General features: G+C 71.3%; 25 protein-coding genes and 1 pseudogene. 6 read left to right on the forward strand and 20 right to left on the reverse strand.

The genetic code is table 11. The features are described from left to right. Window positions 1–64: 64 nt before the first annotated feature. From OG715_RS00090 to OG715_RS42310, 6 genes are all read right to left on the reverse strand, one after another. Window positions 65–1,186, reverse strand: a complete 1,122-nt coding sequence (locus OG715_RS00090; RefSeq protein ID WP_266271880.1) for an ATP-binding protein — start codon at window positions 1,184–1,186, stop codon at window positions 65–67. Between the two features lie 514 nt (window positions 1,187–1,700). After that, on the reverse strand, window positions 1,701–2,735 hold the full coding sequence (locus tag OG715_RS00095; protein ID WP_266271881.1) for a hypothetical protein: 1,035 nt from the start codon (window positions 2,733–2,735) through the stop codon (window positions 1,701–1,703). A gap of 53 nt (window positions 2,736–2,788) precedes the next feature. Next, window positions 2,789–3,544: an ATP-binding protein gene (locus OG715_RS00100; RefSeq protein WP_266271882.1), complete on the reverse strand. Its 756-nt coding sequence runs from the start codon at window positions 3,542–3,544 to the stop codon at window positions 2,789–2,791. After that, the gene (locus tag OG715_RS00105) at window positions 3,541–5,094 is read right to left on the reverse strand and encodes a transposase family protein (RefSeq protein WP_266274516.1); all 1,554 of its coding nucleotides are present in this window, start codon (window positions 5,092–5,094) and stop codon (window positions 3,541–3,543) included. The genes OG715_RS00100 and OG715_RS00105 overlap by 4 nt, the downstream gene beginning before the upstream one ends. 251 nt (window positions 5,095–5,345) lie before the next feature. Continuing rightward, window positions 5,346–6,257 (reverse strand): ATP-binding protein, encoded by a 912-nt coding sequence (locus OG715_RS00110; RefSeq protein WP_266271884.1) that lies wholly within the window; start codon window positions 6,255–6,257, stop codon window positions 5,346–5,348. An 81-nt stretch (window positions 6,258–6,338) separates the two neighbouring features. Continuing rightward, complete coding sequence (locus OG715_RS42310) at window positions 6,339–6,572, reverse strand: helix-turn-helix domain-containing protein (protein ID WP_353962752.1); 234 nt, start codon at window positions 6,570–6,572, stop codon at window positions 6,339–6,341. Window positions 6,573–6,884: 312 nt separating this feature from the next. On the opposite strand from OG715_RS42310, the gene OG715_RS00115 reads away from it, so the two are divergent. Together OG715_RS00115 and OG715_RS00120 are read left to right on the forward strand one after the other, a co-directional pair. After that, window positions 6,885–7,724, forward strand: coding sequence for a TnsA-like heteromeric transposase endonuclease subunit (locus OG715_RS00115; RefSeq protein WP_266271885.1), 840 nt, complete (start codon window positions 6,885–6,887; stop codon window positions 7,722–7,724). Beyond that, on the forward strand, window positions 7,724–9,199 hold the full coding sequence (locus OG715_RS00120; RefSeq protein WP_266271888.1) for a hypothetical protein: 1,476 nt from the start codon (window positions 7,724–7,726) through the stop codon (window positions 9,197–9,199). The genes OG715_RS00115 and OG715_RS00120 overlap by 1 nt, the downstream gene beginning before the upstream one ends. Before the next feature lie 81 nt (window positions 9,200–9,280). Here the strand turns inward: OG715_RS00120 and OG715_RS00125 are convergent, their stop codons facing one another. From OG715_RS00125 to OG715_RS00170, 10 genes and pseudogenes are all read right to left on the reverse strand, one after another. After that, window positions 9,281–9,781, reverse strand: coding sequence for a hypothetical protein (locus OG715_RS00125; protein ID WP_266271889.1), 501 nt, complete (start codon window positions 9,779–9,781; stop codon window positions 9,281–9,283). 276 nt (window positions 9,782–10,057) lie between these two features. Continuing rightward, window positions 10,058–10,483: a hypothetical protein gene (locus OG715_RS00130; RefSeq protein ID WP_266271890.1), complete on the reverse strand. Its 426-nt coding sequence runs from the start codon at window positions 10,481–10,483 to the stop codon at window positions 10,058–10,060. Window positions 10,484–10,555: 72 nt separating this feature from the next. After that, on the reverse strand, window positions 10,556–11,032 hold the full coding sequence (locus OG715_RS00135) for a hypothetical protein (RefSeq protein WP_266271891.1): 477 nt from the start codon (window positions 11,030–11,032) through the stop codon (window positions 10,556–10,558). Window positions 11,033–11,099: 67 nt separating this feature from the next. Then, a complete protein-coding gene (locus OG715_RS00140) occupies window positions 11,100–11,294 on the reverse strand; it encodes a hypothetical protein (RefSeq protein WP_266274746.1) in 195 nt (64 codons plus the stop codon). Between the two features lie 102 nt (window positions 11,295–11,396). Further along, window positions 11,397–11,681 (reverse strand): annotated as a pseudogene (locus OG715_RS00145) (DUF6262 family protein); the annotation flags it as partial. Then, window positions 11,678–11,827, reverse strand: a complete 150-nt coding sequence (locus tag OG715_RS00150; protein WP_266274748.1) for a hypothetical protein — start codon at window positions 11,825–11,827, stop codon at window positions 11,678–11,680. The gene OG715_RS00150 and the pseudogene OG715_RS00145, both read right to left, overlap by 4 nt. 107 nt (window positions 11,828–11,934) lie before the next feature. Then, window positions 11,935–12,726: an IS21-like element helper ATPase IstB gene (gene istB, locus OG715_RS00155; RefSeq protein ID WP_033817948.1), complete on the reverse strand. Its 792-nt coding sequence runs from the start codon at window positions 12,724–12,726 to the stop codon at window positions 11,935–11,937. Next, a complete protein-coding gene (gene istA / locus OG715_RS00160) occupies window positions 12,723–14,258 on the reverse strand; it encodes an IS21 family transposase (protein ID WP_266271892.1) in 1,536 nt (511 codons plus the stop codon). Before istA ends, istB begins: the two co-directional genes overlap by 4 nt. Window positions 14,259–14,385: 127 nt before the next feature. After that, window positions 14,386–16,848, reverse strand: a complete 2,463-nt coding sequence (locus tag OG715_RS00165) for a tyrosine-type recombinase/integrase (protein ID WP_327063444.1) — start codon at window positions 16,846–16,848, stop codon at window positions 14,386–14,388. Beyond that, window positions 16,845–18,002 (reverse strand): site-specific integrase, encoded by a 1,158-nt coding sequence (locus OG715_RS00170; RefSeq protein ID WP_327063445.1) that lies wholly within the window; start codon window positions 18,000–18,002, stop codon window positions 16,845–16,847. Before OG715_RS00170 ends, OG715_RS00165 begins: the two co-directional genes overlap by 4 nt. 240 nt (window positions 18,003–18,242) lie before the next feature. Between OG715_RS00170 and OG715_RS00175 the strand changes: the two genes are divergently transcribed. Continuing rightward, on the forward strand, window positions 18,243–18,986 hold the full coding sequence (locus OG715_RS00175) for a hypothetical protein (RefSeq protein WP_327063446.1): 744 nt from the start codon (window positions 18,243–18,245) through the stop codon (window positions 18,984–18,986). A gap of 225 nt (window positions 18,987–19,211) precedes the next feature. Further along, window positions 19,212–20,426: a hypothetical protein gene (locus tag OG715_RS00180; protein ID WP_327063447.1), complete on the forward strand. Its 1,215-nt coding sequence runs from the start codon at window positions 19,212–19,214 to the stop codon at window positions 20,424–20,426. Between the two features lie 44 nt (window positions 20,427–20,470). Here the strand turns inward: OG715_RS00180 and OG715_RS00185 are convergent, their stop codons facing one another. Next, a complete protein-coding gene (locus OG715_RS00185; protein WP_327063448.1) occupies window positions 20,471–21,280 on the reverse strand; it encodes a hypothetical protein in 810 nt (269 codons plus the stop codon). 351 nt (window positions 21,281–21,631) lie between these two features. On the opposite strand from OG715_RS00185, the gene OG715_RS00190 reads away from it, so the two are divergent. Beyond that, window positions 21,632–22,423, forward strand: coding sequence for an IS5 family transposase (locus OG715_RS00190; RefSeq protein WP_266274514.1), 792 nt, complete (start codon window positions 21,632–21,634; stop codon window positions 22,421–22,423). On the opposite strand, the gene OG715_RS00195 is transcribed toward OG715_RS00190, so the two are convergent. The 3 genes from OG715_RS00195 to OG715_RS00205 all read right to left on the reverse strand — a co-directional run bounded on the left by OG715_RS00195 (window position 22,380) and on the right by OG715_RS00205 (window position 24,230). Next, window positions 22,380–22,919, reverse strand: a complete 540-nt coding sequence (locus tag OG715_RS00195; protein ID WP_266274513.1) for a hypothetical protein — start codon at window positions 22,917–22,919, stop codon at window positions 22,380–22,382. The genes OG715_RS00190 and OG715_RS00195 overlap by 44 nt on opposite strands. A gap of 85 nt (window positions 22,920–23,004) precedes the next feature. Beyond that, window positions 23,005–23,781 (reverse strand): trypsin-like serine peptidase, encoded by a 777-nt coding sequence (locus OG715_RS00200; RefSeq protein WP_327063449.1) that lies wholly within the window; start codon window positions 23,779–23,781, stop codon window positions 23,005–23,007. A gap of 11 nt (window positions 23,782–23,792) precedes the next feature. After that, on the reverse strand, window positions 23,793–24,230 hold the full coding sequence (locus tag OG715_RS00205) for a trypco2 family protein (RefSeq protein ID WP_327063450.1): 438 nt from the start codon (window positions 24,228–24,230) through the stop codon (window positions 23,793–23,795). Between the two features lie 860 nt (window positions 24,231–25,090). Here OG715_RS00205 and OG715_RS00210 point away from each other — a divergent pair. Beyond that, window positions 25,091–26,452, forward strand: a complete 1,362-nt coding sequence (locus OG715_RS00210) for a tetratricopeptide repeat protein (RefSeq protein ID WP_327063451.1) — start codon at window positions 25,091–25,093, stop codon at window positions 26,450–26,452. The last annotated feature ends 31 nt before the right edge of the window (window positions 26,453–26,483 follow it).

The raw sequence follows: 26,483 nt of genomic DNA on the forward strand, positions 1-26,483 counted from the left end.
GACGTACTCAGATCCACCTAAGTTAACCGGCCTCAGGCGCGCCCCTTACGTGCGGCCATCGGCCTCATAGGCCCGTGAGGCGACGCCATGCCCTGTCGAGCAGGGCGCTGCCGGAGCAGGCGAGCGGGTCGGTCAGTACCGTGTCGATGATGTGCGCGGTGAGCTGGGCGTAGGTGCGGAAGTTCCCTCGAGTTCCCCGGTCGTCGGTTCGCGCGAGCTCGCGCGGCGGTATCCGAGCCCACAGCGGATGGAACGTCGGGAGGACGTCGAGGGCCTGGGTCAGCGTCAACGAGGGGATGCGGCAGCGGGCCAGAACGCGGGAGGCCAGTTCCGGGACGCGCCGTACGGCCTCGGTGCCGACGGTTCCAGCCAGGACCAGGGCCGTTGGGGCATCGGGGTCCTGGACCAGGCGGCACAGGTACTCCAAGCACGGTGCTGACAGGCGCTGCGCATCGTCGAGGACCAGCAGGTGCGGTGTCCGCAGGGCGGCCGTGAGTTTGCGGTCGGTGTCGCTTCGCTGGTTGGCGTAGCGCACGGTGAGGGCGAGCGCGTCGGCGACGGCGTAGCGCAGGTGAGCGACCGTTGCTCCCACGGGTACCGGGATTCGGCGTACCACGGGCCCGGCAGGCAGGCGGGAGAGGGCGTACTGGAGGGCGACAGTCTTGCCCGATCCCGGCTCGCCGTCGAGGCACATCACGCCGCCGGCAGCTGCGACGTGCCGGATGTCCGAGGCAGTGCGGTCAAGTGCCTCGGTCACCACCACGTCCGCTTCGGGTACGAGCAGGTCCACGCCGGTCTCGGCATCGCGGCCGGGGTTTCCTCGTTCGTCGTTGGGGCTGCGGCGGGCCCGGTACAGGGGCGCGTTCAGGTCCGCCGTGGGGCGTGGTCCCCGCTGCCGACGGGTGCGGAGCTCGTACCCTTCCCTGACCAGGGCTTCCATGCGGGCCCAGGCCGGATCGTCCCATGCAGGTGCCTTCAGGAACCACCCCGCGCGAGTGGCGGGCGTCGGGGCGTCTGGGACGTCACGGGCTTGCCACAGCCAGCGCCCCACGGTCTTGTCCGGCACCCGTGCCAGCGCCGCCGCGGTGTTGCGGTGCGGCGGGAACAGGCGCCCGACCTCGTCGATCGCCAGCAGGCGTCGCACCAGCACGGTGTGCGCCAGCATTCCCTCGCGGATGGCCTGCAAGGACTTCCTCCTTCTGGTCTGCGCGCCCGGAACGGCAGGACCAATCCTCGGCCGCGGGCCGGAGGCCGACCTGCGCTGTGCGCCGCTCCGGGGGAATCCCTCCGGTCCTTCCGGTCGGTCCGTATGGGCCGGAACGCGGCGATGCGATCCGCGGCGCAGCCACGACAGAGGATCCAGCAACTCACCTGCAGAACAGTAGAGTTCAACCAATCCACCGACACCGGACCCGCACTGCGGCTACTATCCACTCCGCTGCTCTGGAAGACGCACCACGGTGACATCAACAACGCCGCATCCCCATGACGCCGCCAACTCCCAGCCATAGGTCACGAATCCCCTGCTCGGTCACAGCAAACAGCCGGAAGCCGTGGCACCAAACCACGGATTCACATGGACCGGCGCGATGCCCACTACAGCAATGCCTTCGCTCCTTTCAGGTGCTGGCCCCGCTCCGAGTCGACGTCCAGCGGGATTCGGCGTCGGCGTACGTCCTCCCCTGGGCACCCCCGGTGGGTCAGAAACGGATGCCGATCCCGCACGCGGCGGCCACGGCGCTCGGACGGTCCGCGCGGAGTGTGGTGAACAACCGCGCGTCCGCTGCGGCGCCTTCCAGGCGACGATGTTGCGCCGCGGCGAGCAGATGAGGCCGCAGCCGAGCGGGGACGCGGAAGGCCTCCGTCGTGGCGGAGCGGCCGATGCGTCCCGGGCCGCACGTGACCGTCATCGGCAGGGCCAGTTCGTCTCCGCCGGGGGTGAGGTCCTTCAGTTGCGCGCCGCGCAGACGGTGCGCTGAAGCGCCGGTGATCCAGGCCGCGACCAGTGCCCCGGCCTGGACCGGATGCGCGGCATGGCGGCGGATCCGGTCCAGCACCACTGCCGGAGGCAGCCCGGCGACGGGTACGTCCCTTCCCGGGATCAGGACCCGGTCCTGGGTGCGGGGCGGTAGCGTCTGGCCACCCAACGTGCGGGCGGCGGGTTCGTGGAATGCGTCGCGGGCGGCGTTGAGAGTGTCGACGACGCGGTGGTCGAGGCTGCTCAACAGGCTTTCCAGGCCGCTCCCGAGGGCGGGTGCGTGCCAGACCAGGGTCAGGGCGGCACCGGTGGCGGCGTGCAGGTCCAGGAGGTAGTACAGGTCGATGCGCAGGTGAGAGCGCAGCACGATCACGTGCTGGACAGCCTCCGTCCACATCCACGCCCGTACCGCGTGCTCCGCCTGTGCCTCCTGGGCCAGTCCCTGCGCCCGCAGGCCGACCACCGAGCGGCCAAGAGCGGTGAGGTGGTCGTGGAGAAGGACCGCGGTGCGGGCCGTGCCCACGGTTGGGTGCACGGTGATGCGGCCGGCCCGGGGGCGATGGGCGGCCAGTGCGGCGGCGGTGAACCGGGCGTCGTCACCACGGTCGAGGACCACCGTCACCGGCGGCAGGGCATTCCGCTCCGCTTCCTGCAGAACCGTGGCAGGGTTCAGCAGCAGGTCGACGGCCAGGAAGCGCGCCGTCATGGCGAGGGGTCCGGCAGGCGACTCGGAGCGGGCACAGGCGCCGTCGTCCACGGCCGCGGGCTCTCCCGGGCCGCTGGCACCGGGTGCTGGAGGAGGGTGGTGGTTCACAGCCGGCTGAAGGCCCAGCCGAGGACCTCGCGGTCCACTCGCTCGCGGCCGGTGCGTTCCAGGCCGAGGCGCACGTGGGCGGTCAGCTGGGCCCAGGCGCGGAAGTTGCCGTGGGCGGCGTGCTGGTCGGCGAAGGCGATCTCCTCGGGGTCGGCGTCGGCCCACAGCGGGTGGAACAGCGGGATGACCGCACCGACCTCCTCGGTCGTGAGGCGGGTGAAGTGCTGCCAGATGAAGACGCGCGAGGAGAGCATCGGTTCGCGGCGCAGCACCTGGTGGCAGCCTTCGCCGCCGACGAAGACGATGGCGAGCTGGGTGTAGGGGTCGTCCCAGAGGTAGCGGAAGTACTCGAAGGCCTCACCGCTGAGCCACTGGGCCTCGTCGACGACGAGGGTGCGGGGTTGGAGGGCGAGGGCTTCGCGCAGCAGGGCGTCGAACTCGCTGGGGCCGCGGGGCGGGGTGCCGGGCAGGTCGAGGACGGCGAAGAGCTCGTGGCGCACGGCGCGGGGGGTAGGGCGCACGCGGAAGGTGATGCGGCGGACGTCCTCGGCGGGGTCGAGGTCGCGCAGGCAGGTGTTGACGGCCAGCGTCTTGCCGAAGCCGGCGCCGCCGTGGACGCACATCATCGCGCGGGCGTTGATCGTGTCGGCGAGGTTGTCGCGGGCGGCGAGCAGGGCGCGGGTGGTGACGACCTGGGCGCCGGGCAGGCGCAGGTACTGGTCGCTGTCCTGGGGCGGGAGGAGTCCGGTCACGGGGTCGGCTTTCGGGTCGCTTCGGTGGCGGGGCGGGTGGTGGTGAGCAGGCCGGGCGGGGTGTTCCAGTGCCCGGGCGGGGCGGTGGGCGCGATGAGGTCGGGCCGGGCGAGGGCGGCCAGGTCGGTGTGGGTGGAGGCGGCCAGTTCGCGGCCGGCCTCGGCGGCGGTGAGGGCGCCCAGCGTTCGCGGGGCCTCGGGCCGGGTGGCGGCGGCGTAGCGCTCGTGGCGCTGGGCTTGGGCCTGTTCGAGGTCGCGTCTGAGGCGGCGGGTGCGGGCGGTGCGGGCGCGGCGGACGGCGGCGATCTGCTCGGGGGTGGCTTCGTCGGCGAGGTGGGCGGTGGCCAGGTGGCGGCCTGTGGTGGGGTCGAAGAGTTCGATCTCGTGCAGGTGGTGGGGCATGTGGCGCACCCGCACCCGGGTGCCGGTGCGGCCGGTCATCCACGGGGCGACGTAGTAGCGGTTCTTGAACTTCACGCCGCGGGTGGTCACCGGCCGGGGCTCGGCGCGGTCGTCCTCGAGGGTGAACGTCCACAGGTCCCCGGGCGGGATGTCCCTCACGGGTGCGGGGTCGTCCTGCCACGCCTGGAGCGGAGTCCTGCCCTTGAGCGGGGCCGGGCGGTGTTCGGTGTTCCACCAGACCACCCAGGCGATCAGGCCGGTGGTGAACTCCTCGAAGGACAGCAGGCCGTGGCGGTCCGCGGGGCGGGGGCGGCGGCCCGGGCGGGGCTGGTGCACGTAGCCGGGCAGCGCGGCCAGGTGCATCCGCTCCACGGAGCGGTTCAGTCCCTCCACGGTGCCCTTCAGGTGCGGGGTGTAGGCGGGCAGGTCCTCGACTGTGACCTCCAGCAGCTCGAAGGCGGCGGTGACCGTGCGGGACAGGAAGTCGCGGCCCCGGTCCATGCGGACGGTTGCGGGCAGGCCGCCGACGGGGCCGTAGGGGTCGGTGCGCAGCACGGCTGAGCGCAGCGCGGCCAGGACGGATTCGCGGGAGGGCTGGCCGGGTGTCACGGCGAGGCCGGCAATCGCGTTGGTCGCGCAGTCGACGTACCAGGTGATCCACGGCTGGCGGGCCTGGCCGTCGACGTCCACCAGCACGGGGGCCTGTTTGTGGTCGGTCTCCCACACGGCGTTGCGGTGCCCGCGCGGGCGGGTGAGGAACACGTCGTGCTTGCGGGCGGCCCGCTCCCCCGCCGCCAGTCCCGCCCGCTCCCCCGCGCTCAGGTCCCGCCGGATCGCGCGGTGCAGGGTGGGCAGCGACGGCGGGCGGCCGGGCGGGTCCTGTTGGGTGGCCAGGGCGGCCAGCTCGCGGTGGACCGCGGCGACGTTGCCCTTCCACAGGGCCAGCAGATGGCGGACCTCGGGTGTGACGGTGAAGCGAGCACTGGTCTCGGCGCGGGAACCGGGGTCACGGGCCGCGGCCGGGTCGCGTTCGGCCGCGGCGAGCCAGCGCCACACCGTCCGCTCGGTCACCGCCAGGTGCTGGGCGGTGAGCCGGACCTGTCGGGCCGTCAGAGCGCGCTCCTGCCGCAGGGCCAGCAGGCGGCGCACCGCTGGTCCGCGCAGCGCGGCCAGGGTCGCCGCAGGGAGAACGGCAGCGGCCGCCGCGCCGGTGCCGGCAGCGCCGCCGGCGGCTTCGGAGCCGCTGCGGGCGGCCCCGCCGGATCCGGGCTCGGGACCTGAATGGTCGCTCACGCTCTCCTGCCTTCCTCGAAGCCGGGGTGAGGGGCCGCCCGGCCTTGTCTCATGTGGTGCGGCGGCTGTGCTGCCGGCCTCCCGGGGGTGCGGGTCCGGCGGGGCCGTCACAACGGGCCGGTGAGGCGGGCACTGACCCGCTCCAGCAGGCGGCGGTCGACTACGGGGCGGGCCTGGCCGTAGACCTCCGCCGTCAGATGCGAGGTCACCTTCGCCCAGGTCCGGAAGTTGCCGTGCCCGACGTGCTCCTCCACCCACGCAACGTCTCCGGGAGCCACCTGGCCCCAGAGCGGGTGGAACGCCTCCATCACCGGCGCCACCTCGGCCGGGGACAGGCGCGGTACCAGCTCCCAGGTCAGCACCCTCGACGCCAGCGCGGGCACCCTGCGCAGCGCCCGTTCGGCCCCCGCACCGGCGAAGAGCAGCGCCACGTCCGTGTCCGGGTGGTCCCACAGCTGCCGCAGGAACTCCAGCGCGGCTGCGGGCAGGCGCTGCGCCTCGTCCAGGACCAGGACCCTGGGCCTGCGCAGCGCCTCGAGCAGCGTCAGGTCCGCCGCGCCGGTCGAGTGTGGCAGCCGCTTCAACTCCAGCGCCTCGGCCAGCACCCGGCGCAGCTCCGGCACCGACGGGTTCACCCCGACATGGACCCGCCGTACCCTGACCGGCTCCGGCAGCTGGGACAGCGCGTACTGCAGCGCCACCGTCTTACCGTGACCGGCGTCCCCGTACAGGCACGCCACCGCACCCACCGCAGCGACGTGCGCGACGCGCTGCACCACCGACGCGACCACGGGTGTGACGACGACCTGCGCGCCGGGCACCAGGACCGGCACCGCAGCCAGGCGGGTCTGCTCACGCAGGAACACCTGCCCGCCGAGCCCCGCGCCACTGACCGTCGCCAGGCCCAACTCGGCGAGCGGGTCAGGGCGCAGCGGCTCGGCAAGACCCGGCTCCCGCTCGATGACCAGCACCCGGCCCGCCAGACGGTCACGGCGCACCACCCGGTGCAACGTCCCCAACGGCGGCACACCCTCCTCACCGCAGGCCAGCATCCGGCGGTGCAGCTCAGCGACGTTCCCACCCGCCGCGGCCAGCAGCGCCTACGTCCGGTCCGACATTGTGTAGCCCCGGCGGGTGGGTTTGCCGTCCACCTCGCCGGTCGCGTTCGCCTCCGCCAGCCAACGCCACACCGTCCGCACCGACACACCCACCGTGTCAGCCACCGCCCGCACATGTCGCGATGTCAGCTCACCTGCCGCCTGGCGCTCCACCAGGCGCCGTACCACCAACCCCCGGGGCAACCCCCGCCCCACACCCCCACCAATGTCACCCATGAACCAGATCCAAGCGACACCGCCCCGCAAAGGGCATCAGATCTCTCGAACCCAAGACAGCGACAGCCACCGTGAGATACAACCCCCACGACAGCCAGAGCACCACCCCCGACAACCCACCCGACCAACCCGAACCCGCCCCTCAGACCACCACCACCATCAACCTCTCACCAGTACTGACACCAACCCAAGAAATCGCAGGAGCAAGCTACCTTGCGAGTACGCCCCTGCGGAGTGATCAGATCACGGTGAGTTACGAACAACTTCGGTGATCCGGTACGGCGGACAGAGGGACGGTGCTGTCCTGGGGGCATGGGCGACCCGGTGACGCCGAAGGCGTTGATCCGATCCGATGCGTGCGGCTTGCTGGAGCTGGCCTGCGCGTACGACGACTCGCCGTTCCGGGACCGGCTGCGGCTCGGGGACGGTTGGACGCGGCGGTGGCGCGGGACGTGGCTGGTGGGCGGGGGGAAGGTGGCCTGGCCGGTACGGGACATGGCCGGGGTGCCGGTGCTGTCGTCGCGGCCGGTGCGGGGCTTCACCTGGCGGGCCCGGCAGGGGCACCGTCCGGGGCTGCAGTTCATGGTGTCCACCGGCCGGCACCACGGGTTCGAGTCGTTGGAGGAACAGCGGCTGCTGCTCGTGCTGGACTTCCTGCGGGTGGCCGAGGTGCTGCCGCAGCCCTTCACGTTGGACTTCGAGTACGACGGCGGCCGGGCCCGGCACACACCGGACTTCCTGGCGGTGCTGCCGAGGGGCGATCGGTGGCTGTTCGACGTCCGCCCGCATGGCCTGGTCAAGGACGCGGACGCGGTGAAGTTCGCGGCCGCCCGGGAGGCCGCCGAGGCCTGCGGCTGGGCCTACACGGTGGTGACCGGCTGGCGGCCGCTCGTCTGGAGCGTGCTGGACCACCTGTCCTCGCAGCGCCGCCCGTTGACGGACCGGCTCGGACTCGAGCCGCAGCTGCACGCGGCGGTCCGGGGCGGGCCGCGGCCGTTCGGCGAGGTGGTCGAGTCGACCAGCCTGCCGGTGGTCGCCCGCGCCCACGCCGCCCACCTGCTCTGGCACCGCCGGCTCGGGGTCGATCTGGGCTCGCCGCTGGGCGACGGCTCGCTGCTCTGGCCTGGTGGCGGGCCCGCGGAGGTGCGGTGATGGCGGGCGGGCGAAGCCGCCTGGAGCTGGCTGCCGGCAGCCGGCTCCTGCTCAACGGGGTGCCGTGGACCGTCGAGTCGGCCGAGCCGCAGTTCGGGCGCCTGGTCCTGGTCGACGGCGAAGGACGGGCCGAGCACCGCTCGATCCGCTGGCTGGTCCACCACCCGGACCTGCGGCCGGCCGGGAAGGTGGGTGACGTCAGCGGCCAGGCGCGGTCCGCCCAGCCACTGTCGCTGGCCGACCTGACCGAGGACCAGCTCGCCCAGGCCCGGATCCGGGCCGAGCACGTGCTGGAGGCGGCGACCGGGTTCCGCAACGGCCACCGCGCCCGGGCCCGACCGGGCGAGCCGCGGCCGGCCTACGACCCGGACGCCACCACGCTCACCGAGCGCCGGGCGGCGAAGGTCGCCGAACTGGCGGCACTGTCACCGGACGAGGCCGCGCGGCTGGGGCTGCAGGGCCTGGGCCTGCGCACCCTGCAGGGGCTGACGACGCTGAGGGGCGAGGGGAGTCTGCTGCTGGCCTGCGCGGACGGCCGGTGGACGCGCCGCCAGGGCGGGCACCCGACGGTCACCGAGGAGGTCCGGGAGGCGATCTTCGCGGTGAGGGAGGAGTGCAAGGACCGGGCCCGGATCAGCGTGCGGGCCAAGCACCGGCTGCTGCACCAGTACATGACGGAGAGGTTCGAGGACTTCCCCGCCGAGAAGATCCCGTCCCGCTTCACCCTGGCCCGGGTCTGGGCGGAGTGGTTCGGACCCGGGGGCGGCCGGGCCCGCTACCTGCGCTCGGCCGAGGCCGCGGCCCAGGCCGGCGTCGGCACGCGGGTGGTGGTCCACCGCCCCGGTCAGGTCCTGGCGCTGGACTCCACGCCGCTGCCGGTCATGCTGCGCGAGACGGTCTTCGGGGAGGCCGTGGGGGCGACGCTGACCCTGGGCCTGGACCTGTATTCGCACTCGCTGCCGGCGTTCCGCCTCACCCTGGGGTCGGACACCTCGGTCGACGTCGCGATGCTGCTGCGGGACGTGATGCTGCCCCTGCCGATGCGCGAGGGCTGGGGAGCGGAGATGGAGTGGCCCTACCCCGGCGTCCCGGCCGAGCTGATCGCCGAGTTCGCCGGCCACAAGGTCGCGGCCCTGCCCTTCTTCTCCCCCGAGACCGTGACCACCGATCACGGCAGCCCCTACAAGAACCACGCCCTTGTGGAAGCCGAGCGGGAGCTGGGCTGCACCATCCTGCCCGCCCGCACGCTTCGGGCCAGCGACAAATTCGCCGTCGAGCGCGCCTTCGGCGGCATCAAGACGCTGCTGTTCGAGCACCTACTGGGGTTCACCGGCACCGACGTCGCCGACCGCGGCGCCGACCCGGAGCGCGACGCGGTGCTGACGCTGGCCCAGATGGAGAACCTGATCGCCGGCTGGATCGTGAACCGCTTTACCGACCACGGGAGCTCATGTTCCGGCTCTGACCTGCGGTGATTCATAGACTACATGTCCGCGACGGTCAGGTGAGGCCGTTTCCGTAGCTCATCTGGGTGGTCTCGTGTGTCGGCTGCATGCTCACGGTGTCGCAGGGTTTCCGGTATTCGCGGGGCAGTCGTGCTGGTGGGGCTGGGGTCCTGCGATGTTGAGGACGGGGTCTTCTCCTTCGGGGATTTCGAAGACGAAGACGATGCCGGAGGCCGTGGCCTGGACCGAGCACTGGTTGTCGAAGGTCAGCGGTGTGTAGGGCTGCCAGGCGCAACCGGTGCGGTCGAGAGATTCGATCACGTCGGCGTACTTGATCTTGCCGGGGAATGTCTCTCTGCCGACCAGGCCGATGGGGAGATCGATGACATCACGCCAGGTCTGGAGACAGATCAGGATGATCTTCTGGCAGCGGCAGACACTCAGCTCAAGGTCGCCGTAGGCGAACAGACGCGGCCACGATCGACGCTTCCCGATGACCACTTCAAAGGGCTCACCGAGGGCCGCAGTGACCTCGTCCCAGGCGGCGCCGTTCGAGACCGGACCCAGCCGTCCCGACTGGGCGAGTTCCGTTAGGACGTCGAGTAGCTCCATGGGGCAGGAGCCTGTCATCTGCGGCGATGGGCTGTCCAACGGCTTTGGGCGAGGTGGGGCGAGGAAAGCATGGAGGCGTGTCGTTGATCAGTCGGGCTGAGCCATCCCGCGGTGGCGATGGGCGTTGTCGAACAGAGCCCAGCCGTCGAGTTCGAAGTAGAACTAAATGCCTTCTTCATCCCAGTAACAGCGGAGCCACTTCGTCACCCGGCCACGATAAGTCGCGCCTGCGACAAGGGCTGGCCTGGCTCCGCGCGTGCCAGCTTCCGAGGCTGGTCAAGGGTCTGAGGGCGCGTCGATTGCTCCGGCTGAGCGGAGCGCGCGGCCGAGGTCTCCGACGAGAATCCGCGGGTGGCGGCGCCACCACCACATGTCGTCGGGATCGAAACGGCTGATCCAGTGGAACTGGGACAGTGCCTGGCCGTCGTCGAAGGCGGTCGCGGCCCGGAAGCGGTTGTCGAGTTCCTGGATCCGCTGGTTCCAGGCCACGAGCACGTGCCCGGGCAGGAGAACCCACGCCTCGTGGAGCCAGTTCCGGCTGTAGAGGTTGTTGGTGTACTCGTCGATGAAATCCTCGTAGCCGTTCTCAACGGTCCCGACGAGCGAGGCCCACTGGTCGACCATCTCTGTGACGGTGAACGCCTTGCGCCAGCCGCGCCCGTGCAGCACCTCGCCTGCCGCTGGGTCGTCCTGGGGCTCCATGCTGGGGATGTTCGCATGACCCCGGCTGGTGCGGATACTGGCTTTCCCCGGCTTCGAGACCGAGGGGGCTGTTCATGTATCACGTCCGATTTGACGCGTCCAGACCGGGAACGGCGGCGGCACGGCTTCCGCCCGGTCCTGGCCGTCGGACTCGAATGACGTGAGTTCGGTCCACGGCACCGAGCCGGGGTCACTGTCGTCGAGGAAGCTGGTGATGATCGGTTCGAGCGTCTCGGTCAGCACGTAGTTGCCAGCGAACGGGAGCGATTCCGGGGGTTGGGAGGAAGTCGAACAGCGCAGTTGTCCGGCTTGGTCGTCGTGCCAGACGTAGAAGGTGGCGGACCCGTGCAGACCGAGGGCCCGGATGCGGTCACGCAACGCCCTCGCTGTGCTCTCGAAGGCGGCAGCCACCTCCTCCACGGACAGCGTCGCCCGCTCCTCGGCGTCGGTGCCGAGATGCCAGGTGTTGGCCTGCGACTCGGTCGCCTGGTTGCCCGGGTCCAGGACCAAGGGTTCGTCCGCGACCTCTGCGATGAACGTCAACAGCATCGGCCCAGTCTGCACTACCCGCGGTGGCCGCCCCGCCACGGGCGCGGCGGCCACCGGTCACGTCGGATCAGCCCGCCGGAGCCGCGATCTGGGCTTCAAGGTCGGCGACGCGGCGGTCCTGGAAGCGGAGGTTGCTGCGGGCGGCCTTGAGGCGTTCGTCGAGGGTGCGGTTGTCGGTGGTGAGCTGGCGGACGCGCTGCTTGAGGGTGGTGTTCTCGGTGGTGATCCGCTGGAGGGTCTCTTCCGTCCACTCGGCTTGCAAGTCGCGGACCTGGCCGAGGAGTTCACCGATTCGGGTGCGCTGGGACTGGATCTCGGCGTGGGCGGCCTTGAGGGCCTCCTCGGCGTTCAGCGCGCGTTCACGCCAGGTCGCCTCGCGCTGGTCCTCCTGCTCGGCGAGGCTTCGGTGGCGGTGATCGCCGGCCTCGGCCAGCGCTGCGGCGACAGCGGCTCTGGCCTCGCGGTTGTCGTAGAGGAAGGTGCGGGAGACGTCCGCGCGGCGGGCGACAGCGGCGACGCTGATCTGGGCCTTCTCCCGGCGGAGGCGGGTGATGGCCTCGTGGACGCGTCCGAGCGCGGTCTGTGTCTTGCGGCGCCGGGCGGCGAGAGCCGCGGCGGTGCGGGCCGGAGGGACGGTGTTGGTGTTTATGCGACCTGACCTGCCATGTCGTCCGCGCCCTCCGAGCCGGCGTCGGCGAGGTCGGCCGCGCGGAACGCGGTGGACCAGATCCGCTGGAAGTAGTCCTGGGGTTTGCGCAGGTCCAGGGCGAGGGCGTCGTCGAGGAGGCCTGTCAACGGTCTTGAAGTTCTCCCCGTAGGCGGCCAGGAGTTCTCCCCACTGGTGGCCTGCGGGTTCTCCCCAACGGCGGCCAGATACCTCCCCGCCCTGGGTGGTGTGATGCTCAGCTGAAGGGCTTGACGCCCTGACCGGAGGTGGCCTGGGTGAGGCGGAAGCTGTCACCCTGGGTGACCACGATGTGAGCGTGGTGCATGAGCCGGTCGACGGTGGCCGTGGCCAGGGTCTTCGGCATGATCTCGTCGAATCCCGAGGGGTGCAGGTTGCTGCTGACCGCGAGCGCGCGGCGTTCGTAGGCGGCATCGACCAGCCGGTAGAAGCCCTCGGCCGCGTCGGGGCTGACCGGCAGCAGGCCAATGTCATCGACGATGATCAAGTCGGATCGGATGACCCGGGCCAGGGCTCGGGCGATGGAGTCGTCCGCGCGGTGGCGGCGGACCAGGGCGCCGAGGTCCTCGATGGTGAACCAGGCAACGGTCATTCCGGCCTCGACCGCGGCCTGCCCGAGCGCCTCGGTGAAGTGCGACTTTCCCGTGCCGGACGGTCCGCAGACGCAAAGGCTCTCCCGGCGCCTGACCCATTCCAGGGTCTTGAGGGCGTCCTGGGTGGCGCGGGGTATGGAGGATGCCGTCTCGTCCCAGTCGCCGAACGTCTTCCCGGCGGGGAACCCGGCCCGCTTGCGGCGTGTGTGCAGGTTGGCGCGGTCGCGGCCGGCGGCCTCCTCGGCCAGCAGGACACGCACGACCTCGGCCGGGTCCCAACGCTGGGCCTTCGCGGTGGGGATCAAGTCGCCCAGCGCGCGACGGATGTGAGGCAGCTTCAAGCGCCGGGTCAGCGCGATCGCCTCGTTCAGGGGATCGCCGGCCGAGCCAGGGACGCTGCGGAGCGGGGTCGTCATCGAAAGTCGTCCTGTTCGTCGTCGTCGGTCGCGTCGCTGCTGGTGGTGGTGCCGAAGCGGGCCCAGGCGGAGGTGCCCGGCTGCAGGCTGTGGGCCTCGCTCGCGCGGGTGGGTTCGGGGATGCCGTGTCTGGCCTGGTAGTCGAGGATCGACAGCAGGTCTTTCTCAGCGAAGCGGCCGGTGACCGCGGCGGTGCCCAGGGCCCGGTCGACTTGGGCGGCGGGGAAGAGCTTGGACAGCGAGACGGCTTCGGCCATCTTGGCCTTGACCCTGCGGGTTCCGGCGGTTGCCGCCTCGACCAGCCAGGCGGCGGCTCCTGGTCCGAGCATCAAGAACGCGGCCTCCTCGGCGCTGGTGGCGCGCGGAGTGCGGTCGCCCTCCTTGTTCTCGCGCTCGGGGTAGTGGGCCTCGTCGATGACCGGGCTGCCCGGGGTGCCGCGCTGGTGGCGGGCCACTTCGGACGCGGTTCCGTCGGCCTGGACGGCGGTGACGATGAGCTCGTCGCCGTGGAACCGGGCCCAGACCCGGGTGTCGATCAGCGGGTGCGGGACCGAGTAGCGCACCGCCTCCACCGAGATCGTCGCGTCCCAGTTGACCCGGCGGGTGGTGCCGAACGCGACGGTGAAGGGCTGCTTGGGCAGCGGGTGCAGCCGTTGCTGTTCCTCGGCGAGCATCTCGACCGGGCGGCGGCGGGTCTCTCGGTGGACGCGGTTGTTGACCTCTTCGCAGAAGCTGCGGCAAGCCGCCTCCAACACGGCGAAACTTCGGTATTCCTCAAGGAGGTTGACGTCCTTGGGAACCAGGTCCGCCTTGGCGATCCGCACGGTCGCCTCGCTGCCGCCCTTCGTCTCCGGGTCGGCTGGCAGGCAGGTGCGGATGGTCATGCCGTAGTGCCGGGCGACCTCGACGATCTCCGGGTTGCGGACCGCGATCCCGGCGATGTGGTCGGTACTGACCGTCTTCTCGTTGTCGGTCAGCGCGTAGGCGGGCACTCCGCCGATCCTGCGCAAGGTGGCATCGAGGCAGGCGGTGATCGTGGGCAGGGTCTTGTCCCAGACCGGGATCACGACCCGGAAGCGGGACCAGGCCAGCCACGCGCACCACAGCGAGGTCCGCCGCCCGCCGATGGTCGGACCCTCGCCCCAGTCCCACTGCAGCCAGAGCGCCGGCTCGGTTATCCAGGGTCGGTAGATTCGCCGCTGCCCGGCCCTGAACTGGGCCTTTGCCTCGGCGACGGTGCGGCGGGTGGTACGTTCGCCGCCAGTGAAGCCCATCGCGGAGATCCGCTTGTGGACCACGTCGGCGCGGATCCTGCCGCCGGAGCGGACCACGAGCTCCTCGATCTTGGGCAGGAAGGCGTCGATCGCCCGGTCGCGGTGTCGGCGCTGGTCGGGCTGCAGGCCGGCCGCGCGCATCTTCACATACCGGGCGACCGTGTGGTGGTCGCATCCGGCCAGCTCAGCGGCCGAGCGGTAACTGCCCGTGAGGTCGTAGGCCTCCAGGATTTCCATGATCTCCCCGCTGTTCTTCACCCGGTCGAGCGTCGCCGACCGGGGAGGGGTGGGGCGAGCGGGGAGATATCTGGCCGTCCACGGGGAAACCCCTGGCCATCAGTGGGGCCCTATATGGCCGCCTATGGGGAGCTTGTCACGACCGCTGTCAGAGGCCCAGTCCTGCGAGGGCTTTCTCCAGGCCGTCGATGGCGCGGGCGGTGGGCTCGAAGTAGCGGTGGAGGTAGTCGGCGGTGGTGTCGTCCGGGGCGCCTTCGGCCAGCAGCCGCCACTGCTCGCGCTTGCGCCGCCAGTAGAGGAGGTCGGCGCCGGAGAGAACGAACTTGTCGCAGTTGTGGCAGTCGAGGTTCCACGGGCAGGCGCCGCCGTCGACGACGGGTTGGAAGGTGCAGAAGCCGCCCTCGGCCGGGGTGCTGCGGCGGGACAGGTCGACGGCGATGGCCTGGGCCTGCTCGCGGGTGAGCGGGGTTGTCGGTTCGGTGAGGAGTTCGCCGGGGCTGGTGGTGCCGGGGCCAGCGACCCAGACGTGCTGCAGGACGTCCTCCAGGTCGGACTGGGTCAGGTGGATGTAGTGCTCGGCCATCCGCTCGGAGACGTGGCCGAGGTAGCGGCGGACGTGGGTCAAGGTCGCGCCGGCCCGCAGCAGGCTGGTCGCCAGCGAGTGGCGGGCCTGGTGGGGAACCCCGCGGCCGATGTCGAGGTCGTCGATCCAGGGCTTGAAGCCCTTGTGGAACCACTTGTAGCTCAGCGGCCGGCGTCCGTCGCGGTTGCGGATGTTGGTGGGGAACAGCGCCATGTGGTCGCGTTCCTCGGCCGTGGGCGGCCGGTTGTTCCGGGCCTCGAACAAGGTCAGGGTCTTTTGCTGGCGGGCTTCCAGGAGCTGGTGGACGCGCTCGGGGATCCGCAGGGCCTGGTCGTAGTTGCCGACTTTGGTCTGGTCGTGCCAGAGCATCGGCAGTCCGCCGTAGCGGCCGAGGCAGTCCAGGCGGAGCTGGAGGACCTCGCCGCAGCGGCGGCCAGTGACGAGGATGGTCTCCCAGGCGTCCCTCAGGCCGCGGTCGAAGGTGTCGTGGGTCTCGGCGAGTCGGCTCAGGTTGGTCTCGTCGGCGAGCGCGCGGGCGACATCGTCGGCGAACGGCTGTCGAGATCGGCTGATCATCCGCCCCGGGGCAGGCATGGCCGCGATGAACGCCCGGTCCAGGCCGAGGCGTTCGGCCTCCCCCGACTCCAGTGCCCCGCGTAGGAGCCGCCTGGTGCGGTGGAAGACGCGCTGTCGGGTGTTGGCGGTCACGATCGACGGCTTGCCGTGGACGCCTCTGGCCGCCAGCGAGACGAGGCCGTCCCGCTCGCGTTGCCGCTGGTCGGCGACGAACTGGTGCATGTGGTCGGCCGTCAGAGCCCGCGGGTCGTGGCCGCCGGCGGGAGCGTGGAGTTCCAGGAAGGTGCTCAGCTCCAGGCCGGCTCGGCGCGTGTCGTCGAAGGTGCCTCCACTGCGCGGGCAGCTGGGAGAACGCAGGATCGCGACCAGGTGGTCCCAGATCAGGTCGCGTAGCCATCGCTGGGAGATGCCGGTGAGGTCCATGTGGATCGAGCGGCCGGTGAGCTTCCGCCCGAAGTGCTCGGTGAGGATGTATCCGAGCTCGCGCGTCTCGGTTGGCGTCACGTAGAGGGGGTGCAACCAGTCGGTCACGGCCCGGACGATGTGGACTGCCTCGCGGCTGACCGCCTTCTGCAGAAGCCGTTCCTCCTCCGAGTCAATGTCGGTCAGCGACCGGAGGCCGTGCTCGCGGGCGAAGTTCGCCAGGCCCTGCCAGGTGACCAGTTCCCAGCGGCCGTGGGCCTTCTGGGTGTAGGCGAACATGCCCCACTTGATCTCGGCCCGAAGTAGCGGGTGCAGGCCCCGGAGGTTGACCTGCGCGGGGCGGAGCACGGCCGGGGCGGTCGCGCACCAGCGTTGGAAGGCGTGCTGGTCCTGGTAGCTGACCGGTGCGACCAGCCCTCGGCGGCCGTAGCGGTTGCCCCACTGGGACGGCAGGGCCGCTCCGCCGGGCCTGCCGTCTCTGCCGTAGCGGCGCTCGTGCCGGAAGCACAGCCCGAGCGGGGAGTCCGCCAGTTCCGGGCAGACCTGGACCCGGCAACTGCCGAAGCCGGGCAGCGCGTGCTGATCGAGGAGCCAGGCGTCGAAGTCGGCGTCGCCGCTGCGGCGGCCGCGATGGTTGTACCAACGGAACTCGTGGTGGTGGCAGAGCTCCAGAGTGAGGTGACGGGCGGGCCGTCCCGGGCAGATCTGGCAGGAGCGTTGCTCGACCCCCTCCCCGGGGCCGACGGGCGGCGCGGTGCGGAGGAACTCGGCTCGTGTTCCTCCCTGGTCGCGGTGCTCGCGCCAGAGCATCTCGTGGGTTGAGCACAGGTCGCCGTGCCCCATCGTGGACCTCTCGCACTCCGCCGTCAGGCAGTTCCACCGGTAGACCGGGTGGTTCGGCGGGACCTTGACGATGTCGGGGCGGAACAGCTGGTCGAACGACGGGGTGCTGATCAGCGTGGTGAGGACTTCCAGCCGGTCCCGGCCGGTGCGGGTGTCCTGCTGCGGCAACAGGGTCGTCACGGTCACTTCGGCTCACCCCAGACCGTGCGCAGGGCCGCGTCGAAAGCGGGATCATGGATGTCGACGTGGCCGTAGACCTCGTCGACCGTGGCGGCTGATGCCCAGCCGCCGGCGTCGCGGGCGATCAGCAGGTTGCCGTCCGATGCGTCGAGAACCGCGCTGGTGAAGTTGTGGCGGAAGGCATGGGGTTTCACCAGGCCCAGGCCAGCACGCCTTCCGGCGCGGCCGAGCATCCGGCGGGCCCCGACCGGTGACCACGGCTGCCCGGTCCCGGGGCCGTGGAGCTGGACCAGGAGCATCCCGTGCCCGGCGGCAGCGCGCGGATACTCACCGCCGGTGAGGTACTCGAAGTAGGTGTGCACCATCGCCGGGCTGACCCGCTTGATCAGCCCGCCGGTCACCGTGCCGTGCTCGATCCGCCAGGGGTGCTTGGTCTTCGCCTCGGCCCGGTTCGGGTTGTCCGGCCGGTGGCAGACGTGCAGGTGGGGGCTGCGGCACTCGCCGCAGGCCGCGTTCTCGCGCAGGTGCAGGTCCACCAGGTGCAGCCCGCAGAGCTCGCCGATCCGAAGCCCTCCGTCGGCCAGCCAGGTCACCAGCAGCCGGTCCCGGGCCGAGTTCACCGTCTCCAGCAGTCGCTCGCGGGCTCCGTCCGGCAGCATCTTCGGATGCCGGCGGTGCGGTCCCTTCGGCGCGAGCGGGTTCGCGGGCATGGCCGTCTTCACGTGCCCCAGGAGCGAGCGGCGACGATCCACCCGCGACGGCAGCCGGGTGCCGTCGAGCTTCTCACCGAGCTCGACGTTGACGCCGAGGGACGCTTGGTGCAGATAGAAGCCCTTCACGCAGGAGGCCGCCGCCGACAGGGCGGACCGGCCGTAGGGGCGCTTGCCCACCCGCCACGGCTCCCCGAGCGGCATGCGGACCTCGGCCCCGACGATGCCCATGTACCGCTCCAGGTCCCGCAGTTGGACCGTGCTGAATGCCAGGCACTCACGCTCCAGCCAGCGCAGATGGTCCACCAGCAGATACGCGTAGGTCCGCTGCGTGCCTGAGCCGTCGTGCTGCCGCAGGAACCGGTCCGCCTCGACGTGCACCGTGCCCTCGGGCCAGAGAATCGTCCAGGACCTCCGCCCGCCCTTTCGCTCGATCTGCTGGACCCTCAAGTCCCCGATGATGACGTGCCGTGCCACTCGTCCTCCGTACCGACTCCGGAACATGACAGACGTCCCGGTCCCGGTCGGTAAACGAGCCCATGACGTCCACGTCACAGGCCCAGACGGACATCACGGGCAGCACAACTCACGGTCGGTAAAAAGGTCTGGCAGAACCGGATCCTGGGCGAGTACGCACCCTGCTGGGGCCCCGGCGAGGGACACAGCCCCAACTCCCTGTTCGCGGCGGCGATGCAGCAGGGCGGATGGTCACTGCAGATCCCCGAACCGCAGTCCTACTACAAGGTCCTGCGCAAGCACCACGTCAAGATCCATCCGCGTCGGGGGGTCCAGATCCTCGGGCTCTACTACCGCTCCGAGGTGCTGGACGACCCCCGCTACCTGCTGCCGTCCGAGCGCGGCGGCAAACACGCCGGCAAATGGGTGGTCCACAGCGACCGGCGCGACCGGCGCCAGGTCTTCTTCCAGGACCCCGTCGACCACGACACCTGGCACACCCTTCGCTGGACCGGGCTGCCGCCCGAGGGCGAGGTCCCGGCCTTCTCCGACAAGAGCGCGGAGGCACTGCTGGCCGAAGTCCGGGCCCGCAAGCTCGCCCCGCGCTCGGACGAGGAACTCCTTCCGGTGCTCGTCGAACTCCTCGGGGCGGCCACACCCGTCGACCAGTGGCCGACCCAGCAGGCCAAACGGGAGCGCAAGCGCGACCGGGCGGCCCGCTCGCGCGAGAGCGACCGCGCCGGCCAGGCCGCCACCGACCGCGCGAGAGCCGCCGAGCCGTCCCCGCCACCGGACGGGCCGGACGCCGAGGCCACCCGGACCGTCGACATCTCGCGGCGCCGGCGCCGCGAGGCCGCCGCGAACCGCGAACCGGTCGCACCGCTGCTGCTGCACGAGTCCCTTCGCCGAGGGGGCCTGTTCCTGCTGCCGCCGGTGACGGACCTGCCGGAAGAGCACCCCTCGAAGGAGAGCATGTGAGCGAGGACCCGCTGGCCGGCCTCCCGACCCGGACCGAGATCGCGGAGCTGATCCTGCGTCCACGCCCGCACCGCGACACCTTCGAGGGCTGGCAGCACTACCGGGCCACCCGCGGCCTGCTCGTCCCGCCACCCCGGATCACCGCCGCCCAGTGGGGGCGGCTGGAGCCGGGACCACCCCGGCCACTACCCGGCGCAACCCGCGCTCACCGCCGACACCGCCGCCTTGCAGGACAGACTGCTGGCCCTGCTGGACCCGGCCACGGCCCCCTCGGACGCCTTCAGCGCGTTCTCCGACCTGCGGGCGATCGCCGCCGTCGTGCTCGCCTCCTGGCCGAACAGCGCCGAGCCTGACATGCCGCCCGGGCTGGAGTTGGCCCTGGACGACTTCCTCGTGGCGCGGGAACAGCTCATGACCTCCAAGGAACGGGCCCGGGGCTACAGCAACCGAGCAGCCTTCTCCTTCGATGCCGCCCCCACCCCGCCGCCGGCCAACGCCGCCCTCCTCCACCTCGCCGACCGCTGCCTGCAACTGGAGCCGGACGCCTTCCGGGCCTGGCTGGCCGACCTGCTGGAGCACATCCCCGACCGCAAACACCCCCGCTGGGGCAAGACCTGGAAGAGCCAGCTGGCGACGTGCTCGGCGATGGTCAGGTCCGAGGCGACGCGCGCTCTCGGCCGGCGCCTCCCAGCGCGAACGTCCTGGCCCGATCTGCTGGACAGCAGGTCACTGCTGGCCCTCGGCCGGCGAGACTACCGGGCGGAGAACATCCCCCAGGAGATCCCCTCGGCCTGGCTCGACGTCCTCCTCGGCCGCGACCGAGCCGCCTACGCGCAGACGATCCGGGCACTACGGCGACTGACCGCCATCCAACTCGTCCAAGCCACCGAGACGAGCACAATCCGCGAGGCCGCCAGGTTCCTCGGCATCCCCTCAGCCTGGTTCGTCGACCCGGCCAAGCGGGTCCTGCCCTTCGACCGCCTCCCCCAGCTCCGCGACGGCCAGGACCTCGCCCAGGCACTCGAACGCCTCGCACAGCACATCGAGAAGGACCCCCACCCGATCGACTACCACGAGCGCCGAAGGCGCCTCGCGCTCTGGCATCTCCAGGCCACCGACTGGGAGGCCATCAAGCAGGAGTCCGGCTTCGTCCCCAGGCGCCCCGGAAAGTACCCCGTCACGGACCAACTCCTGCGCGACTGCGCGTCAGCGGTCGTCTGGGCCAGGGCCACCGGCAGCGAATGGCGCCTGGCCCCCGCCATGCGGCCCCCGCTCTCCCCTATCGGCCGCCCCGACCCCGTCGGACCGGAACACCGCGTCGTCAAGGCCCTGACCGCCCGGGCGCCCACGCAGAGATACCAGCAACTGATCACAGCACTGGCGGCACACGCCGACACCCTGGTCGGCATACAGGTGATGGGCTCAGTCCGGGACACGTGAATGCGCTTGCGTCTCAGTGCGGGGACGGGTGGTGCGGCTCGCCCTCAGGTCGCCCAGGGAAGCCGTACCGCCTCGACGCCGGTGTCATTCAGCAGCGTCTCGATGAGGGCTGGAGGCCCGGCGACCTTGGTGGCCCACAGGTCGTAGTCGGTGCACAGGACCCACGAGCGGTCTTCGGCCCAGAGGTTGGCGGGGCTGAAGTCGGCCAGGTCGGCCTCGGACACGTCGTAGAGGATGGCGGCGTCGCCGAGGCACCCCACCCGCACATGGAGGTTGTCGAAGTCGACGGCCCCGAGCGTCAGCGGGTTGTAGTAAACCAAACAGCGAGTGTCCGGACCCGCAGGGCTGTGCGCGGTGAGGATGTCGATCAGCCGGATCCAGGTCTCACGGTCCAGGCTCCCCTCGGTGGGAGGGACGATGCCAAGCGGCCAACTGCCGTTCTTCGTGGCCGAGGGAAAGCAACGGTAGGAGGGCAGCAGCCCGTCGGGGACGATGGGGTCGCCGGTCCGCCGGGCGAGTTCCGCCCAGCGCAGCCGTCGCCAGCCGGGGCCGGGGGGCTCGGCGCGGCCCAGGCCGCCTCCCATGGCGACGCCCACGGCGTCGAGATCGATGCCCGCGACGATGTCGCGCGGGGTACTTCCGTCCGCCAGACGTGCCTGGCGGTACTCGTGGTGCGATACGTCGCCCGGCCCGTGCTCGTGCTCGTACATGGCGTTGAGCACCCAGACCGCATCGGACATCGCTGGCGGCATGAACCCGGTCAAACCGTCGCCGCACAGCTCAAGTAGCCAGTCCGTCGCGCCGGCCGGCGCGAGCGGCCACATGTCTGACAACAGGTTCGATTCCTCGGGCATAGGTTCATGATCTCAGTTGCAGCCACGAGCCACGCGAGGGCCAGCATCATGTGGCCGCCCCGGAAGATTTCAAGTCCAGTGAGTGGCTGTTGTCGTTCCGATCTTGAGGTGTGCTGGTCGAACGGGAGTCTCGATCGGGTGAGTGCGGCGGCCGGCGCGCATGAAAGCAGGGCCTCTTGGTAGCTCGAAGGGTGTCTACGCCAAAGAGCGGTCCAGGAGGCCCTGTTGTCGCAGTTCTACGGCATCGCGGGAGCGGGGTCCACTTCGGTCACTCTCGCGTGTGACTGCCTGGCACACCGGTTCGGGAACGCCGCCGATCACGGGGTCCGTGCGCGCCACTACCCGACGGACATGTCCGATGCGGAGTGGGCGGTGGTGCGGCCGCTGCTGCCGGTGCCGGGCTGGCTGCGCGGGCGGGGCGGGCAGCCGGAGGCGTACTGCCACCGCGCGATGTTGGACGCGGTCCGCTACCTCGTCGACAACGGAACGAAGTGGCGGGCCATGCCGGCCGACTTCCCGCCGTGGGACCGGGTCTACGCGTTCTTCCGCCGCTGGCGCGACCACGGTCTGGTCAAGGAGTTCCACGACCGGCTCCGCCGCAAGGTCCGCGAGCGGGCCGGGCGGGAGCCGGAGCCGAGCGCCGGTGTGATCGACTCCCAGTCGGTGAAGGCGGACGCCGTCGTCGGCGCCGACAGCCGCGGCTTCGACGGCGGCAAGCTGATCAACGGCCGCAAGAGGCACGCCGTGGTCGACACCCTCGGCCTGCTGCTGGGGGTGACAGTCACCGCCGCAGATGTCGGCGACCGCGCCGCCGCGCGGGTTCTGCTCGCCCAGGTGGCCGCCGCGCACCACCGGCTGGCGCTGGTCTGGGCCGACGGCGGCTACACGGGCAGCCTCGTCGAGTACTGCCTGGCCGCCCTCGCCCTGGTCCTCGCCATCGTCAAGCGCAGTGACGACATGCGCGGCTTCGTCGTGCTGCCCAAGCGGTGGATCGTGGAGCGGTTCTTCGCCCACCTGATGCAAAGCCGCCGCCTCACACGGGACTTCGAACGATCCGTCAGCAGCGCGGAGGCGATGGTCTACTGGTCGATGACGACGCTCATGACCCGCCGCCTTGCCCGGCCACGGCCTTCGCGAGCGTGAACCGGCCCGGTGCCGGCTCGGCCAGCCACCCCCGCGCTGTCAGCCGCTTCGCCTTCGACCGCAACGCCTCGATCTTCGCGGGCACCGGGTCCAGGCCGAAGCAGCCGGCCATCTCCTGGCACGTCAGCGGGCCTTGGCCCAGACGGCTCCGGTCCGCGAGGATCTGCAGGATGCGCTGGTAGTCCGCCGACAACGCCGACCAGGCCAGACCCGCGCGCCACATCGGCACCACCGACTTCCGCTTCACCGCCTCCGAAGACGCAGGCAGCGCCGGCTGTTCACCGTGATCCGACGGATTCCCTGCGACATCCGGGCCGACGGCGTCGCCCGGGGACAGCACCTCGCCGACGCGTGAGCGGGCGATGACCCACTCGTTCCACTCCCGCTCGGCCACGACCAGCTCGGCCTGGATACGGTCGGCCTCCTCCCGCAGATCGTCCATACGACGGCGAGCGGAGAGCTCGCGCTGTTCCAGCAGCCCAACGACCGACGGCATCCCGACCTCCACCAGGGCGACGACACGACACGTCACCACTCCCCGAGACCACCGACCCTATGCCCGACCAGCGGAAACGCAGCCCTCAAGCCCGGAAAGACAACAGCCACTCAGGGGCCAACGGATCCTTGCGCTTCACGCTGACGGGTTCGAGGAACGGCCTTCCGCCACAGTGTTCTGTGACGTGCTTGGCGAACGCGTCGTCCGTCATCAGGCGAGCGACGGGGTATGCGTACTGGCGGCGCCCGCCGTACGCCTCCGCGACTACACCGACCAGGCGACCGTCACAGAACACGGCGGCACCGGAGGCCCCCGACCATTGCTCCTGTGCGGCGGCTGACCCGGGTGGCCCGGCACTGGTGTCCAGGACCAAGGCGTCCAAACCGTCGGTGGACACCGGTGAGAGCGTCCCGCGGAGGTGCTCGATCGGCTGCCTCACCGCGCTGCGCCCCGTCAGGTTCCGTGGGTCGGCGAACAGGGGGAACCCGAAGCCCTGGTACGGGAGCTCGGTGATGCCGGCGACCTGGCCCCAGCGCACGGGCGGTGCGGCTCCTGCGGGCACGGGCTGATCCAGCAGGAGCAGGGCAACGTCGGGGGCGTTCCCGGGCACGGGGCCGGGCCGGGACCAGCAGATCTGGGCCCGGCGCCGGACCGGCGGTGGAGAGGGCGCGCCGGTGCGCGGATCACCCACTTGCACCTGGATCCCCGGCAGCGGATTGCCGTCATGATCGGTGACGACGTGGCGTGCGGTCAGCACCAGGCGCGGCCCGAGGAGCCAGCCGGAGCCGTACTTTTCGTAGTTGGGCCGGGGGGAGACCTTCACGAGGGTCAGCCGGGCCAGGTCCTGCTCGGTCAGACTCATCGCGGAGCCTGTCACCCTCTCCAGTCAGTGCGCGGCTCCGCGTCGCCTTCGGGCCAGCGGGCGGCCGGAACGTCCTGTCCGGCCTCCGGGACCGCCGCCCCTTCCGCGTCGTCGGCCTCCGCATCCTCCAGGTCCCAGGAGGAGCCGGGCAGGTAATCCTCCCGATCGATCTGAACAGGCCCGTTGTTCGTCGCGCCGTCCCGCACGTTCAGCACGAGCACCAGCTTGTGGGTGCGGGTCTGCCCCGCGCCCCCGCCCGCCTCAGCCCCGGCTGCACCGATGGACAGCTTCGCCTTGCCCGTGGCGTCCTTGCGGACCTGTACCTCCAGGTGCAGTTCGGCCTTCTCCACCTCGAACCGGAACTGCTCCCCCCGACCTTCGTCCTGGGCCCGGTACAGCTGCCGCCGCAGGTCCTCCAACGCGCTCGCCACGTCGTCCTTGTGGTCCACTGCTCCCCCACCAGCCAAGCCGATCACCTGATGAACCGGCGCTACCGGACCCGATTTTGCCCCTCTCGCCCATTCGGCACACCCGAAACGCACAGACCTGCACGGGCCACGCGGACCACCCATCGGCGGATCTACTGTCCTCATAGGAAACTGTCCGAAACGCCAGATTCGGACAGTAGGCCGGGCCGTGGCGAGGTCAGGTGAGCGGCTCGCTGTCGGAGTCGAGCCCGGAGGCGGCCCACCACTGCTGCTCGGGCTGCTCCTTCCACTCGTGCAGATGATCACGATGGAGGATGGGGCCGGTTCCGTCGCTCGTTCGCGGTGGCCGCGCGGGCGGAGGCAGCGGCCGAGGCCGGGCCCGCCCTGGATCTTGGCGGGGCCTTGGTGACCGCACGTCGGCCACGTGCCGGTCACTGCCAGATGGTCGCTGCTGCTCAGTTGTCGGCCGCGGTTCCTACCGGGCAGTCCATCAGCTCCTGGCAGGCCTTGTGCTCCTCGTCCTCGCGGGCGCACGGCGCAGGTCGGGGCGAGCGCAACGGGACGAACGGGTGGGTGTACGAGCTGCCCGGATTTCAGCGCCCGACGCCGTGCAGCGGAGGTCGCCGGGCCGGTTCGGTCGGACGGCGGACGGACGCGCTCCTGCGACCGATCCGGCCGACCCGTGCTGTGCCGACGGCTCGGCGGCATCATCGGCCTCGCTGGGCAGGCCGGGGGCGGAGACCCTCGCGTCCCTGGCCGGCCTTCGTCGTCCGGCGGCCGCAGGTGCGGCTGCAGATACAGGGACGAGAGGTCTTCCTGCCCGGGGGAACCGAGTTCTGCCGTGCGGGGGTTGTCGGAAGCGGGGGCTAGGGTGCGCTGCCATGGACGCTACTGATCTTGAGTTCCGGGCTCGGACACAGTCCGCGGCGATTCCGCCGGCGCTGGTCGAGCGGCTCCTCGAGCTGGGCAACGAGGAGGAGGTGAGGCAGCAGGCCGGCCGGGGCGAGTGGCGGTGCGCGCAGGCACTGGTGCGGCTGTTCGGTGAGCGGGGCCTGCGGACGCAGGCGCTGGAGGTTCTCGCCCCCTACGTCACGGCGGGCTGGTGGCCCGCCGTGGAGACGCAGGTGGAGTTGTTGGAGGGCTGGGGGCGGGCGGAGGAGGCGATCGCGCTGTGCCGGCGGTACGCGCAGTCCGGGGAGAGCGTGGCACTCGGTCTCCTTGGGCGGTTGCTGGGCCGCCACGGCCGCGCGGACGAGGCGTTCGGGCTGCTGCGGGACGGAGTCAGGGACTGGTTCCTCGCTGCGGCCCTGGTCGATGTCGCCGGTGCGGCCGGCGAGGACGATGCGGCCGCGGCGCTGCTGGCCGACCGCATCGAAGCGGCAGTCCCCCTCTGGGGCGGCCTCGTGGTCGAGCCGTTCAACGCCGTGGACCTGCTCGCCGTGATCCATGAACGCCAGGGCCGGATCGATGAGGCGATCGCCCTGCTGCACGCCCACGGTTTCGCCTTGGTCGAGGGTCGCGACCGGCTGGCCGACCTGCTCGCACGCCACGACCGGATCGACGAGCTGCGCGCGTACGCGGCGACCGGGCTCCACGGGCTCGCCGCACAGTGCCTGGCCGAGGTCCTGGAGGAGCGCGGCGACATCGGAGCGGCGGTGGCCGCCTACCGCACGATCGGCGAGCAGGACGGGATGTCGCACGTGGCCGTCCCGCTGGCCCGGCTGCTGGAGCGCCACGGGCGCGGCGCCGAGGCGATCGAGGTGATGCGCGAGCTGGTCGAGGGCCCCGACGGACTGGAGGACTGGATCGTCGAGTTCCTGTGCACCCTGTACGCCGACCAAGGCCGACCCCGGGAGGGCCTGGCCCACCTGGACGCCGTGAAGGAACGCCGCGCACGCGAGGACTGGGACTTCTTCCGCATGCGCCTTCCGCTCATCGCCGCCTGCGGCCTGCCCGACAGGGCGATCGAGCTGGCACGGGCACACCCCGAGGGCGACACCTGGTACGCGGCCGACGAGATCGCCCGCATGCTCACCGCGGCCGGCCGCCCCGAGAAAGCCCGCGCGGTCCTCGAACCGCACCTCGCCTCCACCCCTGCCCGCCTCGCCGAGCACCTCATCGACGCCGGGCGCATCAAGGACGCCATCGCGGCTCTCCAGCGGCCGCCGAAGGACCCGGTCGACAGTCCCTGGACGATGACGAGCCGCTGCGGCGACTGGGTCTCCACCGCACCACCGCTCTGACGGTACTCGTCGGCCACCGCCCGCCATCGCG

This window comes from Kitasatospora purpeofusca (assembly GCF_036010405.1).
Classification (GTDB): Bacteria; Actinomycetota; Actinomycetes; order Streptomycetales; family Streptomycetaceae; genus Kitasatospora; species Kitasatospora purpeofusca.

Excerpts from the sequence above, each read along its gene's own strand:
- OG715_RS00175 (WP_327063446.1), top strand. The coding sequence starts at position 18,243 with ATGCAGCAGGGCGGATGGTCACTGCAGATCCCCGAACCGCAGTCCTAC.
- OG715_RS00120 (WP_266271888.1), top strand. The coding sequence starts at position 7,724 with ATGGCGGGCGGGCGAAGCCGCCTGGAGCTGGCTGCCGGCAGCCGGCTC.
- OG715_RS00195 (WP_266274513.1), bottom strand. The coding sequence starts at position 22,919 with ATGCCGTCGGTCGTTGGGCTGCTGGAACAGCGCGAGCTCTCCGCTCGC.
- OG715_RS00190 (WP_266274514.1), top strand. The coding sequence starts at position 21,632 with ATGTCCGATGCGGAGTGGGCGGTGGTGCGGCCGCTGCTGCCGGTGCCG.
- OG715_RS42310 (WP_353962752.1), bottom strand. The coding sequence starts at position 6,572 with ATGGGTGACATTGGTGGGGGTGTGGGGCGGGGGTTGCCCCGGGGGTTG.
- OG715_RS00115 (WP_266271885.1), top strand. The coding sequence starts at position 6,885 with ATGGGCGACCCGGTGACGCCGAAGGCGTTGATCCGATCCGATGCGTGC.
- OG715_RS00185 (WP_327063448.1), bottom strand. The coding sequence starts at position 21,280 with ATGCCCGAGGAATCGAACCTGTTGTCAGACATGTGGCCGCTCGCGCCG.
- OG715_RS00130 (WP_266271890.1), bottom strand. The coding sequence starts at position 10,483 with ATGGAGCCCCAGGACGACCCAGCGGCAGGCGAGGTGCTGCACGGGCGC.
- OG715_RS00200 (WP_327063449.1), bottom strand. The coding sequence starts at position 23,781 with ATGAGTCTGACCGAGCAGGACCTGGCCCGGCTGACCCTCGTGAAGGTC.
- OG715_RS00125 (WP_266271889.1), bottom strand. The coding sequence starts at position 9,781 with ATGGAGCTACTCGACGTCCTAACGGAACTCGCCCAGTCGGGACGGCTG.
- OG715_RS00210 (WP_327063451.1), top strand. The coding sequence starts at position 25,091 with ATGGACGCTACTGATCTTGAGTTCCGGGCTCGGACACAGTCCGCGGCG.
- istB (WP_033817948.1), bottom strand. The coding sequence starts at position 12,726 with ATGACGACCCCGCTCCGCAGCGTCCCTGGCTCGGCCGGCGATCCCCTG.
- OG715_RS00135 (WP_266271891.1), bottom strand. The coding sequence starts at position 11,032 with ATGCTGTTGACGTTCATCGCAGAGGTCGCGGACGAACCCTTGGTCCTG.